Below are 15,080 nucleotides of genomic sequence, written 5' to 3'. Positions count from 1 at the left end.
ACACCTCATTACGCCGTGGCGCTCAACCTGCTTTTTTCAATTCATTGACCGTTATTGGTACATGCTGACTCAATAACGCCTTCAGTTCGGGGATACAGGAACCGCAGTTGGTGCCGCATTTCAGCGTGCCGCCTAACGCTGCCACGCTGTGGCAGCCTTTACGAATCGCACCGACGATGATCGCTTCGCCAACGCTATAGCAACTGCAAATCGTGGCTCCCTGCTTCACCTGTCCTTGTGGAGCCTGACCCGCCAGTAACGCGTGGCGTTCATGCGGTAGCTGCGGTGGAGTGATAAACGCCTGACGCACCGCATCGCTGTCGATACGCAGCGCCTGTGCACTGACATAGCAGGCCAACACCACACGGCCATCGCGCCAGCCAATCAGGTGAAATACGCCGTTGCCCTGTGCAACCTGACACTGCATGTTTTCCAATCCATAATGCTCGGTCAGCCATGCCTGCCAATCGTCTACCGGTACACGATCGGCAAACAGATACTGCGTCACGCCTTCATGAGGGATCTTGCTCCAGTAGGTGGCGGGCGGCGGCAGAACGTCATGCTCGGCAGATAAAGTTAATGGCGCTGAAACGGGTTCATCGGCAAAAAACAGCGTTGCCTGCCATGCAGCATGCCAGGGCTGGATACGCACCCGGCTGTGTTTGCTTTCCGGCTGACCGGAATACGGATCGGTAATCGGTGCGACTAAACTGTCAGCCCGCGCCTGAGCGCTAAACTGCTGATTCCAGTGCATCGGTACAAACACGCTGCCGCGTGCTTGCCCGGCATCGAGTCGCGCTCGCGCCAGCATCCAGCCGTGCACCGACGACAGACGCACCAGATCGCCCGCCTGAATATCATGCGTCTGCGCATCCTGTGGGTGCAGTTCGCAATAAGGTTCGCTGATATGACGCATCAGCCGAGCCGATTTGCCAGTACGTGTCATGGTGTGCCACTGATCGCGAATACGCCCGGTGTTCAGTATCAGCGGATACGCCGCGCTCCACGGGCTTTGCGGCAGCGACGGCGTTACGGCCACCAGACGCGCTTTACCATCGGCATGCCAGAATCGGCCATCGTCACCCAGTCGGGCGCGTCCGTTCGGGAATGCCGCATTCACCGGCCACTGTATCGGTTCCAACTGCTGCCACTGCTGATTGCTGAGCGTCGCCAGCCCGCTGATATCAAACGCGCGGCTACCGTCATTCTCAAATCCGGACAGCGCCGCATGTTCACGAAAAATTTCCGCCGGATGCTGATAAGCAAATGCCTCGGCAAATCCCATACGCTGCGCCACCTGACTCAGCATCCACCAGTCAGCTTTGGCTTCCCCCGGAGCAGGCAGAAAGGCTCGCTGACGAGACACCCGACGTTCGGAATTGGTTACCGTGCCGTCTTTTTCTCCCCAACCCAACGCGGGCAGTAAGATATCGGCGGTTTCTGCGGTATCGGTATGCCGCATCACCTCGGAGACGATCACCAGCGGGCAGCGTTCCAACGCCTGTTTCACCCGGTCGGCATCCGGCATCGATACCACCGGATTGGTGCCCATCACCCATACCGCCTTAATATCGCCGCGTTCTATTGCGCGAAATAGGTCCACCGCATTCAGACCGGGCTGCGTCGCCACGTTATCGCTCTGCCAGAAGCGCCCTACGCGCTCGATATCCTGCGGCGTAAAACCCATGTGGCTGGCGAGCTGATTGGCTAACCCGCCCACTTCCCGCCCGCCCATCGCATTTGGCTGTCCGGTTATCGAAAAGGGGCCGGAACCCGGCACGCCGATTTTGCCGCTCAGCAGATGGGCATTGATGATCGCGTTACATTTATCGCTGCCCGAAGACGATTGGTTAACCCCCTGCGAATAGAGCGTAACGACCTTTTCGCTGGTGCTAAACAGGTGATAGAAACACTCAATATCGACGTCATCCAACTGACAGAAGTCCGCGACCTGCGCCACCGACCACGCCTGCGCTGACTGTAATGCCTCTTCCACGCCGGAAAAACGCTCAGCCAATTCGGTGCGATCGATACGCGAACCCTGTGCCAGCCAATGCAGCAGGCCATTGAACAACCCGGCATCGCTACCGGGCTGCAACGGTAAATGCAGATCGGCAATGTCGCAGGTCGCGGTACGTCGTGGATCGACCACCACCACCTGCATTTGTGGCCGCTGCTGTTTCGCCTGCACCAGTCGCTGATACACCACCGGATGTGCCCAGGCGGTATTAGAACCGACCAGCACCACCACATCCGCCAGTTCGATATCTTCATAACTACAGGGAACGGCATCCGCCCCCAACCCGCGTTTGTAGCCAATCACCGCCGACGCCATACACAGCCGCGAGTTGGTATCCATATTGGCGACGCCAATAAAACCCTTCATCAGCTTGTTGGCGACGTAGTAATCTTCCGTCAACAGCTGGCCTGAACCATAAAACGCGACCGACTGCGGGCCGTGTTGCTGCATAGTCGCCAGCAACCGTTCGGCCACCGTATCGAGCGCCTGTTCCCAGCTCACGCGCCGCCCTTCCACCAGCGGCCACAATAGCCGGCCTTTCAAATCCAGCGTCTCTCCCAGCGCGGAGCCTTTGACGCACAGGCGCCCCAAATTCGCCGGATGTGCGGGATCCCCGCTGGTCTTTATCCCACCTTGCCCATCGTGTTCTGCCAGCACGCCACAGCCGACGCCACAATACGGACAGGTTGTCCGACAGACGCGCGCATTCATGATGCTTTCGCCATCGCAGTGTCTGCCAGAGCGACGCTTTCAGGCACGGCCAGCGGTTGACGGCATACCCAAATCTCGTCATCTTCCACGCGCACCGGCCAGGCACGCACGTACAGCGCACTGTCATCCGGGCTGACGCCGTCTCGCAGTTTGAAGCGTTTTTTGTACAGCGGAGAAATCACGACCGGCTCACCCGCCACGTCACCCAGTAGCCCACGCGACAGCACGTTCGCCCCGCTGCCCGGTTCGTGGTTTTCTAACGCGTACACCTGCTGCTCGCTACCCGGCAGGTGGAACAGCGCGATTTGCTGCTGTCCGAGGCGCGCCGCCATGCCAGCATGACGCGGAATATCACCCAGCGTCGCGACCTGCACCCACTCCGCTTCATGCGCGGCGGGTTTCAGCACAGCGGGTTCTGGCGATACTGCTTTCTCATGATCCTGTGCCGGACGGATCTGCCCACGCTCAGGCACCATCACCACCGCTTCATCCGGGCTATCGCTGTTCAGGAAGCCGCGGAACAGCGCCAGACGTTCTGGGCTTTCCAGCGTGGTTTGCCATTCGCACTGGTAGGCATCCACCACGCGCTGCATCTCTTTATCTAACTCTTCACCGATATTCAGGCTGTCTTCCAGAATCACCTGACGCAGATAGTCGATACCGCCTTCCAGATTATCCATCCAGGTACTGGTGCGCTGAAGGCGATCGCCGGTGCGGATATAGAACATCAGCACCCGATCGATGGTGCGCAGCAGGGTTTCCGTATCCAGATCGCTGGCGAAGAGATCCGCATGACGCGGTTTCATGCCGCCATTGCCGCACACATACAGATTCCAGCCTTTATCGGTGGCAATCACGCCGATGTCTTTGCTTTGAGCCTCCGCACATTCACGGGTACAGCCAGACACCGCCATTTTGACTTTATGCGGCGAGCGCAGCCCCTTGTAACGATGCTCCAGTTGGATCGCTAACCCGGTGGAATCCTGCACGCCGTAGCGGCACCAGGTCGAGCCCACGCAGGATTTCACGGTACGCAGCGATTTACCGTAGGCATGGCCGGTTTCAAATCCAGCATCGATCAGCTCACGCCAGATCTCTGGAAGCTGCTCTAAGCGAGCACCGAATAAATCCACCCGCTGGCCGCCGGTGATCTTGGTGTACAGGTTATAGCGCTGCGCAACCTGCCCAATAGCGATCAGGCCTTCTGGTGTGATCTCCCCCGCCGGAACGCGCGGCACAACGGAATAGGTGCCGTCTTTTTGGATGTTGGCAAAGAAACGATCGTTGGTATCCTGCAACGGCAGGTGCTGCGGTTGCAGCAGGTAGTCATTCCAGCAGGAGGCCAGCATAGAGCCCACCAGCGGTTTACACACTTCGCAGCCCAAACCGTGGCCGTAACGCTCAAGGAGACTGTCGAACGAGCGGATCTCATGCACGCGAATCAGGTGGTACAGCTCCTGACGCGAATAGGCGAAATGCTCACAAATATCCTTCTTCACTTCGACGCCCAGTTGCGTCAGTTCGTACTCCATCACCTGTTTAAGCAACGGCACACAGCCACCGCAGCCCGTCCCCGCTTTGGTGCAGGTTTTCAGGGCGCCCAGTTCACCGCAGCCGCCTGCCACCGCCGCCGAGATATCGCCTTTGCTGACGTTATGGCAGGAACAAATCTGTGCACTAGCGGGTAACGCTGCCACGCCCAATCCTTTCGGCGCATCACCGGAACGCGCGGGCAAAATCAGTCCTTCCGGCTGTTTAGGCAACGGCATATCGTTGAGCATCATTTGCAACAGCGTGCTGTAATCACTGCTGTCGCCGATCAATACGGCACCCAGTAAACGCTTGCCGTCGGCAGACACGACGATTTTCTTGTAGACCTCGTTCGGGCCGTCCGTCCACTGGTAGCTTTGGCTTCCCACCGTGCGCCCATGCGCATCGCCAATCGAAGCCACTTCCACGCCCAGCAATTTCAGCTTGGTGCTCATGTCCGCGCCGGTAAATGGCGTATCGCGCTGCGCCAGCGTATCCGCCACGCTGCGAGCCATCTGGTAGCCCGGTGCCACCAGCCCGAAAATTTGCCCTTTCCACAGCGCACACTCGCCGATGGCGAAAATCGCGTCATCGGAAGTCTGGCAGCGGTCGTCTATCACGATACCGCCACGCGGCCCTTTCTCTAAATCGCAGCTATCCGCCAGTTTGTCGCGTGGGCGAATCCCGGCGGAAAACAGCACCAGATCGGTTTCCAGCACGCTGCCGTCGGCAAAGCAGAGGCGATGTAGCGCCTGCTCACCGTCGGTGATTTCCCGCGTTTCTTTGCTGAGATGAATCTGTACGCCCAGCGCTTCAATCTTGCGGCGCAGCATGGTGGCACCGCCGTCATCCAGCTGTACCGCCATCAGACGCGGAGCAAACTCCACCACATGCGTGTCCAGCCCCAGTTGACGCAGGGCGTTTGCGGCTTCCAGCCCCAGCAAGCCGCCACCAATCACCACGCCAGACTTGCCCTTTTTAGCCTGTGCCGCAATCGCATCCAGATCGTCCAGCGTGCGATACACCAGACAGCCGGGGCGCGTATTGCCGGGAATCGGCGGAACAAACGCATAAGATCCCGTCGCCAGCACCAGTTTGTCGTAGGCAGTTTCTCTGCCCTGCGCATCACACACGCACTGACGTTCACGATCGATAGCCACGATCTCGCTGGCACTGCGCAGTTCAATGCCGCTCTCGGCAAAAAAACCGTCTTTCACCAGCGACAGCGAAGCGGCACTGCGGCCGGAGAAATACTCGGAGAGGTGAACGCGGTCATAGGCTTCATGACGTTCTTCGCCGAATACAACGATGTGGTAATGCTGATGCAGGTCACGTTCAACCAGCTGTTCAAGAAAATAGTGGCCGACCATACCGTGGCCGACGACCACCAAAATAGGTTTGCTCATGACAGGAATCCTTACAGCTTCAGGCTGTGGGTCAGAATCAGGGGAAGAAAGGCCGAAAAGCAGCGAGGCAGGCGGAATCATCTCGCCTTCTGTCGCGCTATCCATCGCGGCCAGCAGACGCTGGCTGTCGTCAGTGTCGCCATACAGCAGAACACCGCTCAGCCGACCGTCGCGAACGAGCAGACGACGATAGTGCTGCGTCTGCGGATCAAAAAGGGTGTACACCTCATCATCCGGTGTAACGTTAATATCGCCGCCGCTGACCACGCCAATACCGGTGACCTTCAGCCGCGTCGCCGCCTGCTCACGCTGGTAGTCTGCCGGTGTATGCCCGGCAAGGCGCTGCGCCAGCAGCGTGGCATGGGCAAAACACGGGGCAACCAGCCCGAAGGTTTCGCCATTGAGTTCGCAGCATTCGCCGATCGCGCTGATATAGGGGTCGGCGGTTTGCAGTTGCCCATCCACCAGCACGCCACGGTTGCAGGGCAAGCCGCATTCGCGCGCCAGGTGGCTGGCGGGAATCACGCCCGCGGTCACCACCACCAGCCCCGCCGGAATCGTGCGACCATCAGCCAGCGCGACCGCCGTCACCCCGCGTTCATCGCCATGCAGCGCCACCACCTGCACATCCGTCTCGCAGGCAATGCCGCGTTCGCGCAGGCTGTCGCACAGCAGGTCACTCGCCGTGGCGTCCAGTTGGCGCTCCATGAGAACCGGGACGCGATGCAGTAACGTGACGTCGGCACCACGCAGTTTCAGCGCCGCGGCGGCTTCAATGCCGAGCAGGCCACCGCCAATCACCACCGCAGGAACGGACTGGCGAATCGTCGCCAACATCAGCTCAACATCATCCAGCGTGCGGAAACCGCACACGCCCGCCAGATCGATACCCGGCATCGGCGGCATAAACGGCGTGGAGCCGGTCGCCAACACCAGATGATCGTAATGCAGTTGCCGTTGCGTCGTTGTCACCTCACGCTGCTGGCGATCGATATGGGTTACCCGCTCACCCAGCAGATAACTCACCGGCAGCGCCGCATCGTCGTCGAGAGTCGCTGGCGTCAGTAGCGTATCCGTAAACGCTTTTTCGCCGCTCAATACCGGCGACAGCAGGATACGGTTATAGCTGGCGCGCGGTTCATCACCAATCACGGTGATTCGGAAGCGCGTTGCAACCAGTTGGCGCAGCACATCGACGAATCGCGCACTCGCCATCCCGTTACCAATCACAATCAGATGCGGTTTCATCATCGTTCCGGCCTCGCTGTCAGGCTGCTTTAGGCTGTTTTTCATATAAGAAATGCAGCACCTGCTGACGGTAGTGGTGGTAGCGTGGATCGTCGGCCAGCACGACGCGTGAGCGCGGACGTTCCAGCTCAACTTTCATAATTTCACCAACCGTCGCCGCTGGGCCGTTGGTCATCATCAGCACGCGATCCGACAGCAGCACCGCTTCGTCGACGTCGTGAGTGATCAGCACAATCGTGGTTTGCAACCGCTGCTGAATCTCCATCACCGCATCCTGAAGATGTGCTCGGGTCAGCGCATCCAGCGCGCCGAACGGTTCATCCATCAGCAGGACTTTCGGCTTCATGGCCAGCGCGCGGGCGATACCTACACGCTGCTTCATCCCGCCGGAGATCTCATTCGGCCGCTTGTTCAGCGCATGCTCCATATGCACCAGTTCAAGATTGTGGGTAATCCATTCGTGCATTTCGCGTTTGTTCATCTGACCGCGAAACACCTGGCGTACCGCCAGCGCCACGTTTTCGTAGGTGGTCAGCCACGGCAGCAGCGAGTGGTTCTGAAAGACCACGCCGCGCTCCGGCCCCGGGCCGTCGATTTCACGGTTGTCACACAGCAGGCCGCCGCTGCTCGGCAGCGTCAGGCCAGCAATCAGGTTCAATAACGTAGATTTGCCGCAGCCGGAATGGCCGATCAGGCTGATCGTTTCACCGGTGTGAATATCAAAACTCACCTGATCCAGCGCCAGAAACTCACCGCTGGCGGTATTGAAACGCTGGCTCACCTGTTGCACTTGAATAATGGGTGTTGTACGCATCGTCGGCTCCTTAGCGGTTGTCATAGCTGAAACGGTTAGCAATCCACACCAGTCCCTGCTCAAGCAGCAGACCGATAACGCCAATCACCACGATGGCGATGATGATGTTTTCCACATTCAGGTTGTTCCACTCGTTCCAAATCCAGAAGCCGATACCGACGCCGCCGGTCAGCATTTCCGCCGCCACAATCACCAGCCAGGCGACACCAATCGACAGACGCACACCAGTCAACACGTTAGGCAGCACCGCCGGCAGTAGAATCTTGCGCATGATGGTGAATTCTGAGAGCTTCAGGACGCGCGCCACGTTCAGGTAATCTTGCGGGATGCGGCGCACGCCTTCGGCGGTATTGAGGATCATCGGCCAGATTGAGCAGATAAAAATGGTCCAACTGGATGCCGGCTCGGCACGCTGGAACAGCAGCAGGCCGATAGGCAGCCAGGCCAGCGGGCTGACCGGACGCAGCAGCGAAATGATCGGATTAAGCATGTTGGCCAGAAACGTAAAACGACCAATCAGGAAACCAGCAGGAATGCCGACCAGTGCCGCCAGTCCGAAGCCGATGCCAACACGTTGCAACGAGGCCAATACGTTCCAGCCGATGCCCTGATCGTTCGGCCCTGCGATGTAAAACGGATCGGCAAAGAGGCTGAGCGCCGCAAGCCAGGTCGTCCACGGCGTCGGGAAGTTTTCGCTGTTGAGCGCGGCAATCTGCCAGACCGCAACCAGCAGCCCCAGCCCCAGTACCGCAGGGAAAAGTTGTTGAAACAGCTTGCGCAGCAGCGGGCGGTAGGCGAAAGCCGGTGCCGCCGGTGCTTTTGCAGGCGTTGCGGGTTTAGTTGGCAGCGGCGTAATGTCGGCGCTGTGTACGGTTTCCGGGGCGTTATCCGCGGTAATTGGAATGACCTGGGCCTGGTTTTTCATCATCAACCTCACTTATTTCTTCACGCTAAAACTGTTGGCATAACCCGCTGGATCGCTACCATCCCAGCGACGGCCATCGATGAGCACGCTGCTGCGCATGTCGCTACCGGGCAATGGCACATTCCCCACGGCATCGGCCGCCTGCTTATAGATATCAATACGGTTAACCTGCTTCGCGACAGCCAGATAATCCGGCTCTTCAGTGAGCAAGCCCCAGCGTTTGTGCTGGGTGAGGAACCACATGCCGTCGGACAGGTACGGGTAGTTCACGGAACCGTCGTGGTAGAAACGCATCGCGTGTTCGTCTTTCCAGCTTTTCCCCAGCCCGTTCTCGTACTGGCCCAGCATGCGTCCGACGATGGTTTCTTCTTTGGCATTGATGTACGCTCGTCCGGCAACGACGCCTGCTGTTTCGCGGCGGTTGTCATCAGAGGCATCAATCCAGCGTGAGGCATCGAGGATCGCGGCGGTCAGCGCGCGGGCGCTATTCGGGTTGGCGTTTACCCAGTCAGCGCGGGTGCCCAGAACTTTTTCCGGGTGATCCGGCCAAATGTCTTGCGAGGCGGCGGCAGTAAAGCCGATGTTTTCGCTGATGGCACGCTGGTTCCACGGTTCGCCGACGCAATAGCCAACCATGTTGCCAATCTTCATGTTCATCACCATCTGCGGCGGCGGCACCACCACGGTGCGCACGTCGTTCAGCGGATGAATGCCGGCGGAGGCCAGCCAGTAATAGAGCCACATGGCGTGCGTGCCGGTTGGGAAGGTTTGCGCGAAGGTATAAGTGCCCGCAGGGCTAGCTGCGATATACTTTTGCAGCGCGGCGAGATCCGTGACGTTGGCTGCACGCAGCTGGTTCGCCAGCGTGATGCCTTGTCCGTTCTGGTTGAGCGTCATCAGTGCAGCCATGTTGCTCTGCGATCCAGACAGCCCCATTTGCAGACCGTACAGCTGCCCGTACAGAATGTGTGCGGCGTCCAGTTCACCCGATACCAGTTTGTCGCGCACAGCGGCCCAACTGGCTTCTTTGCTGGGAACAATGGTGATGCCGTATTTCTTATCGAAGCCTTTCACTGCCGCCATCACGACCGAGGCGCAGTCCGTCAACGGGATAAACCCAACCCGAATTTCCTTTTTCTCCGGTGCGTCGGAACCGGCAGCCCAGGCGCTATTCATCAACCCCGGCAGCATCAGGCTGCCTCCCAGTGCAGCACTCCCCAACAGAAACTGGCGGCGAGAGACGGTCATGCTTTTGGTTTTGGAATCACTCATCAACGACACCCTTGCGCAAAACACCTTTTCAGGCGGTAAAAACAAAAACGGCGTCCACAAGCCCATGCAGAATCTGCACGCTTATGGACGCCGTTGTCCGATTAACACCTTCCGCACCGCCGTTGGCCCGAAACGCATTATGAATGTTTGGTTGTTGCTAATGAGTTAAAGCAAGGTTTGTGCCAGCTATCACACTTTTGAGCGTTCCACTTCGCAGGAGCCGTCTCTTAGTCACATTTCTATACAGACTCAGAGACAGTTTCGTGCGCCATACCACCACCATGATATGCAATACCGTACACGCGCCCGACGCAGGGCGCTCAAGCGCCGCAGCCCTGCGAACCCTGGCTTCTGGCTAAATTATGCCGCTACGCGGTGCCATCGGTGGACATGACCGCTAATCGAGCCGCCAGTGACGCGTTCCCGACGCGGCACTGACTTTCGCGGCATCCATGCCGCTCACTCGGCGGTCATGTCCGCCGCTGCATAATTTTTACGCCATGCGAAAGTAAGACATTAATAAATAGTGATATTTTATGATTTATGACCACGACAGAAAGAGGGTAATAGTGGTTTGTCTTTTCTGTCGCGTAAATTACGCTGAGGACAAATCAGTCTCCAGGATGAGCAGCATGGACGCTGCGAAAGTGGCTGCCGCGTCGGGAACGCGTCAGCCACGGTCCGTCAGGCGACTGATTTTCCGAAGGAACCGCGCAGCGGCGTAATTTCCCGCGAAAAAGCCTCGGGTCACGGGGCGGCGGCGACTGAGCGCCCCGTGTCGTGCGTGTGCTACGACGTAGCATAGAAATGACGATATTTTTACGCACGAAACCACTTCATACTGCCATTGACTCTGAGATTTCCTCCTCACGGGACGATGCCTTGCACCGCAAGCAAGCAGAACACGCACAGTTCATGTGCATATACCTCTTAAGGGGTATCACCAAATACATCGGCCACCGCGAGCATCGCCGTCGCAATGTCAATCAGCTTTTTATTCTGACTCATCGCCATGCGGCGCAGGGTTTTGTAGGCCTCTTCTTCGCTTAATCCACGGTGCTGCATCAGCAAACCCTTCGCACGATCGATCTGCTTTCTTTCATTCAACGTGGCTCGCAGCGCAGCCAATTCATGATCCTGTGCCTGTAAGCGCCGCGATTGTTGCTGCACCAGCGACAGCAGCGAGCGCCCCAACTGTGGGCTGACACCATCGCTATGTAGCCAGCCGGGCTGCGCACTTTGCCCTTCTACATCATGGCCAGCGATAAATATCGAATAACCGGGCTCGTCCTTCTCCTGCTGCGCCATCAGTTCTTCGAGATCCGCGCGCTGATCGCTGCATGCTTTCTCAGCAGCCGCAATACGGGTACGGCAGCGCTGCATCAGCGTCTGCTCCAACTCATCTTCCATCTGCTTCATTTCATCGATGCGCCGCGTGGCAATCGAAAACCAGTGCAGGCTATCGGCTTCCGGCAGCTTTTCTATCGGGCTGCGGGTGCACACAATGCGGCGCAGGCGCTCAAATTCGCTGTCTACCGCGATAGCGCGCCAGCGCTGCTGGTTTTCTTCATCGCTAAAACTCAGAAAGGTATCGAAACAGCGCTCCTGCCGTTCAATCAAATCCAGCAGCTTTTGCCGGGTTTCCTCATCGACGCAGCCCGCCGCATAGGCCGCCGCACCGATAGCTCGCTCCTGCCCCGCCAGCTCTTTCCCCTGCATAAAGCTGAACATGGCAATCAGCGCGCGGGAAATGCCCGGATCGGCCGCCGTATCTGAGACCTCAAAAACCAGCGCCAGCAGGTTGCGGACAATGTCGTTGAAAAACGTCATCGCCTGCGGCTGAGGCAGCAAACGCTGGCGAATCTGCTGACGCAGCGCGGGCAGCAGGCTCAGCGCATAAACCACGCTGGCAACACGGCTGAATAAACGGCTCGCCTGTGGCAACTCCGCCGTCATTTTTTCCAATCCGGCCAGATGCGTCATCAAATGCGTCTGCGCCACCTGCACGTCTTTCTCACGTAGCGCCAGTTCGTCGGCGAACAGTCGACCATCGGAGCAAAGAAACAGGTTGGCCGTTCCCCGTTCACGCTGCAATAGATGAACGAGTTGACTGATTTTGCCCACCAACTCACCGCTTTGCAGCAGGTAGCGCAGGCTGTTCAGCTCACACTGGCGCGAGGCAAGTAAAAATCGAATTGTCGTTGAAGGCTCCGCCACCATTGCTGTCTCTCCTGAAAAAACCACAGTCCGGACTATGCAATTAGCGCGCCATTTGCATCAGCTCACATTTGGCGGGAAGCAAGGACATGTTGTCCGCACGATGTCTGCCGATTTCGTACACGTTTCACTTCAATTTTTAAACTCTGTTGCTAAACCCTCGCCATCTCAGAAGGTACGCTCTGCATCGTTACTAACACTGTTTTATAGCCTCAGGAGCGCATGAGCGTGGCGAATTTATCTGAACAAGAAAACTGGGTTGATGGGATTTATCAGCTTGAAGTAGCGGATCGCGTTATCGCAGGTCCAGGGGGAATTTCCAACCGTCAGGCAGAGCAGTTAGCCAGCCGCACGGCTTACCTGAAAAAAATGCAGGAAACGACTGGCGATAGTTTGCAAACCCATCTCGCAGCCAGCGATCCGCATTCACAATATGCCCCAAAAAATAGCCCGGCGCTGACAGGAACGCCCACAGCGCCAACGGCTGCATCCGGCTCTAATGACACACAATTGGCGACAACGGCCTTTGTGAAAGCCGCCGTAGCCGCATTGGTTAATGGTTCTCCGGCGGCACTGGATACGCTGCAAGAGTTGGCGAATGCGTTAGGTAATGACCCTAACTTCAGCACAACCGTATTGAATGCGATTGCTGATGTGAAAACTGACGCGGCCAGTAAGCTGAATGCTCATGCTTCCATCCTCGATGCGCACCCTCAATATGCCCCAAAAGCGAGTCCGGCATTCACAGGAACACCAACCGCGCCGACTGCTGCATCCGGCTCTAATGACACACAATTGGCGACAACGGCTTTTGTGAAAGCCGTCGTAGCAGCATTGGTTAATGGTTCTCCTGCGGCGCTCGATACGCTGCAAGAATTGGCGAACGCATTAGGTAATGATCCGAACTTCAGCACAACGGTGCTGAATGCACTAGCGGGTAAGCTGGCAAAAGATCAGAACGGTGCGGATATTTCGAATGCTGCATTGTTCCGCAAGAATATCGGAATCATTGAATCGGCATGGGGCAGCAAAGCCGTGCAAATAAGCCGCGTCAATATTCTTGATTATTTTAAGGGCAATACAGCATCAAATTTATATCAAGCCGATCCGAATAATGTCACGGGACTACCTGTTGGTTTTGGCCCAAGCATCATGGAATGGAAATCATCGACGGATGGGTTTGGTGTACTGAGCGTCGTCGATGTCACTACCCCATCAAAATCAGCATGGGTGGTATTGAAAGGTGGCAGTTGGCAAGGGTGGGTAACGCCCATTTTTTCTCATGCACACATCACGCGTATCCCATCCAGAATTATAGAAATCCATGATCCTGATTCATACGATGATTATGTGATTGAATACGGTTCTGTTAATGGAAATCCATCGCATTGTTATATTGACTTTCATACCGATGGAAAAAGCGATACAGATTATAACTCACGTCTGGCTGTCATCCCGCCCGCGCCCGGAGAAACGTTGTCAGATGTTATTTTTCTGTCGAAAAAGTTACAACACAACTATCACGACGTGTGGACGACAGGGAACCTGACGCCATCCGCGATTGGCGCTGTGCCCACATCTGAGCTGGCAGGCATGCCGCAACTATTCCCCGGCGCCGTCGCGCCAGAAGGCTGGCTGAAATGCAATGGCCAGGCATTTGATAAATCACTGTATCCGATTTTAGCGTCCCGCTATCCGTCATCTTTCCTGCCAGACCTGCGCGGCGAGTTCGTGCGCGGCTGGGATGACGGTCGTGGGGTTGATGCTGGGCGTGCGTTGATGTCAGCACAGGGCGATGCAATTCGAAACATAACGGGCAGCTTATTTTATGGTTATGACGCGGACGGAAAAATAAAAACAAACTCGTCAGCAGGTGCGTTGTATTACGACGAGAGTGAAAAACTACGCGATACTGATATCTACCTGAGTGTAGTGAATAGCGGCGATGCAAACGCTTGGTATCGCTCAAAATTAGACGCATCACGCGTCGTCCCAACAGCTAACGAAAACCGCCCCCGCAATATCGCCTTTAACTACATCGTGAGAGCAGCATAATGAGCAACTATTCAACACAAATTAAAAACGCAGAACTGAACGAACACGGATTAGCCATCAACACGGGGTGGATTACCGTTTATCACGTTAATCCGACTACGCGGGAATATCAGAGCGCCAGCTATGAGTATGTGATGCAAGGTGTTGGCCTGCCAGCCGACAGCTACGCAGACGAACCGCAATTGCCGCCTGTCGGCCAAGCCTTGCGCCGTAGTACAGACGGTAAGGCATGGGAACAGGTGCCAGACCATCGCGGCCAGACGGTTTACAGTACGGAAACACGGCAGGCGCAGACGGTGACACAGTTCGGTGAACTGCCTGAAAATATGACATTTCTGGCTCCAGCAACCGAGTTTGATCAGTGGAATGGAACGACTTGGGTGACAAGCTTGGAGGCGCAACAGCTTGCTACAACCAAAAGCCTACAGCAGGAACTGGCGGCACGGCGCGCGACAGCAAATACCCAAATTGCCGAGCTGAACTACGCAGTGGACTTAGCCATTGCCACGGATGAAGAGCAAGAGCGGCTAACCCAATGGAAAATTTATCTGGTGACGTTGAACCGCATTGATCTCACCGCTGCATCCGTCGTGTGGCCAGAAGCCCCTTCCATGTAATCGCTGGCACCCGTATTTCATCATATCAATTAGGTGTGCCGTATTTAGCATACGGCACACGCACATCATATCCGCATCTTTAGTAAGGACATTCTGATAATTTTCCATTACTTTCATCGCCAAATGTAAAATAAAATAAAAAATGAAACTGTTATATTTATACATTTCAAATCTGTACTATTTTAATTAAATTAAATTTTCAACACCAACAAAAGAGCAGAATGAAAAACCAATAATTAAAATCAAATAAAATTAAACACCAAGA

The 15,080-nt window shown here is 56.5% G+C and carries 8 protein-coding genes; 2 read left to right on the top strand and 6 right to left on the bottom strand.

Features of this window, described 5'->3' with window-relative positions; all coding sequences use genetic code 11:
- Window positions 1-22: 22 nt before the first annotated feature.
- The 6 genes from BUB06_RS12475 to BUB06_RS12445 form a co-directional block, all read right to left on the bottom strand.
- Window positions 23-2,731: a nitrate reductase gene (locus BUB06_RS12475; protein WP_039471344.1), complete on the bottom strand. Its 2,709-nt coding sequence runs from the start codon at window positions 2,729-2,731 to the stop codon at window positions 23-25.
- On the bottom strand, window positions 2,728-6,915 hold the full coding sequence (gene nirB / locus BUB06_RS12470; RefSeq protein ID WP_072886151.1) for a nitrite reductase large subunit NirB: 4,188 nt from the start codon (window positions 6,913-6,915) through the stop codon (window positions 2,728-2,730). The genes BUB06_RS12475 and nirB overlap by 4 nt, the downstream gene beginning before the upstream one ends.
- Before the next feature lie 19 nt (window positions 6,916-6,934).
- The gene (locus BUB06_RS12465) at window positions 6,935-7,729 is read right to left on the bottom strand and encodes an ABC transporter ATP-binding protein (RefSeq protein WP_010295297.1); all 795 of its coding nucleotides are present in this window, start codon (window positions 7,727-7,729) and stop codon (window positions 6,935-6,937) included.
- A gap of 10 nt (window positions 7,730-7,739) precedes the next feature.
- Window positions 7,740-8,654: a nitrate ABC transporter permease gene (gene ntrB, locus BUB06_RS12460; protein ID WP_039471935.1), complete on the bottom strand. Its 915-nt coding sequence runs from the start codon at window positions 8,652-8,654 to the stop codon at window positions 7,740-7,742.
- Window positions 8,655-8,666: 12 nt separating this feature from the next.
- The gene (locus BUB06_RS12455) at window positions 8,667-9,926 is read right to left on the bottom strand and encodes a CmpA/NrtA family ABC transporter substrate-binding protein (RefSeq protein WP_039471342.1); all 1,260 of its coding nucleotides are present in this window, start codon (window positions 9,924-9,926) and stop codon (window positions 8,667-8,669) included.
- Window positions 9,927-10,856: 930 nt separating this feature from the next.
- Window positions 10,857-12,146 carry a nitrate regulatory protein gene (locus BUB06_RS12445; protein ID WP_039471341.1) on the bottom strand — a complete coding sequence of 430 codons (1,290 nt, stop codon included), beginning with the start codon at window positions 12,144-12,146 and terminating at the stop codon, window positions 10,857-10,859.
- A gap of 219 nt (window positions 12,147-12,365) precedes the next feature.
- On the opposite strand from BUB06_RS12445, the gene BUB06_RS22260 reads away from it, so the two are divergent.
- Both BUB06_RS22260 and BUB06_RS12430 read left to right on the top strand, forming a co-directional pair.
- Window positions 12,366-14,198 (top strand): phage tail protein, encoded by a 1,833-nt coding sequence (locus BUB06_RS22260; protein ID WP_413783457.1) that lies wholly within the window; start codon window positions 12,366-12,368, stop codon window positions 14,196-14,198.
- Window positions 14,198-14,815, top strand: a complete 618-nt coding sequence (locus BUB06_RS12430; protein WP_039471339.1) for a tail fiber assembly protein — start codon at window positions 14,198-14,200, stop codon at window positions 14,813-14,815. The genes BUB06_RS22260 and BUB06_RS12430 overlap by 1 nt, the downstream gene beginning before the upstream one ends.
- Window positions 14,816-15,080 lie beyond the last annotated feature (265 nt).

Origin of the sequence: Pectobacterium carotovorum, from assembly GCF_900129615.1 — a bacterium.
Classification (GTDB): domain Bacteria; phylum Pseudomonadota; class Gammaproteobacteria; order Enterobacterales; family Enterobacteriaceae; genus Pectobacterium; species Pectobacterium carotovorum.
This window is presented reverse-complemented; position numbering and strand designations above follow the sequence as displayed.

Coding starts and splice junctions, on each gene's coding strand:
- BUB06_RS12475 (WP_039471344.1), bottom strand. CDS start 2,731: ATGAATGCGCGCGTCTGTCGGACAACCTGTCCGTATTGTGGCGTCGGC.
- nirB (WP_072886151.1), bottom strand. CDS start 6,915: ATGAAACCGCATCTGATTGTGATTGGTAACGGGATGGCGAGTGCGCGA.
- BUB06_RS12465 (WP_010295297.1), bottom strand. CDS start 7,729: ATGCGTACAACACCCATTATTCAAGTGCAACAGGTGAGCCAGCGTTTC.
- ntrB (WP_039471935.1), bottom strand. CDS start 8,654: ATGAAAAACCAGGCCCAGGTCATTCCAATTACCGCGGATAACGCCCCG.
- BUB06_RS12455 (WP_039471342.1), bottom strand. CDS start 9,926: ATGAGTGATTCCAAAACCAAAAGCATGACCGTCTCTCGCCGCCAGTTT.
- BUB06_RS12445 (WP_039471341.1), bottom strand. CDS start 12,146: ATGGTGGCGGAGCCTTCAACGACAATTCGATTTTTACTTGCCTCGCGC.
- BUB06_RS22260 (WP_413783457.1), top strand. CDS start 12,366: ATGAGCGTGGCGAATTTATCTGAACAAGAAAACTGGGTTGATGGGATT.
- BUB06_RS12430 (WP_039471339.1), top strand. CDS start 14,198: ATGAGCAACTATTCAACACAAATTAAAAACGCAGAACTGAACGAACAC.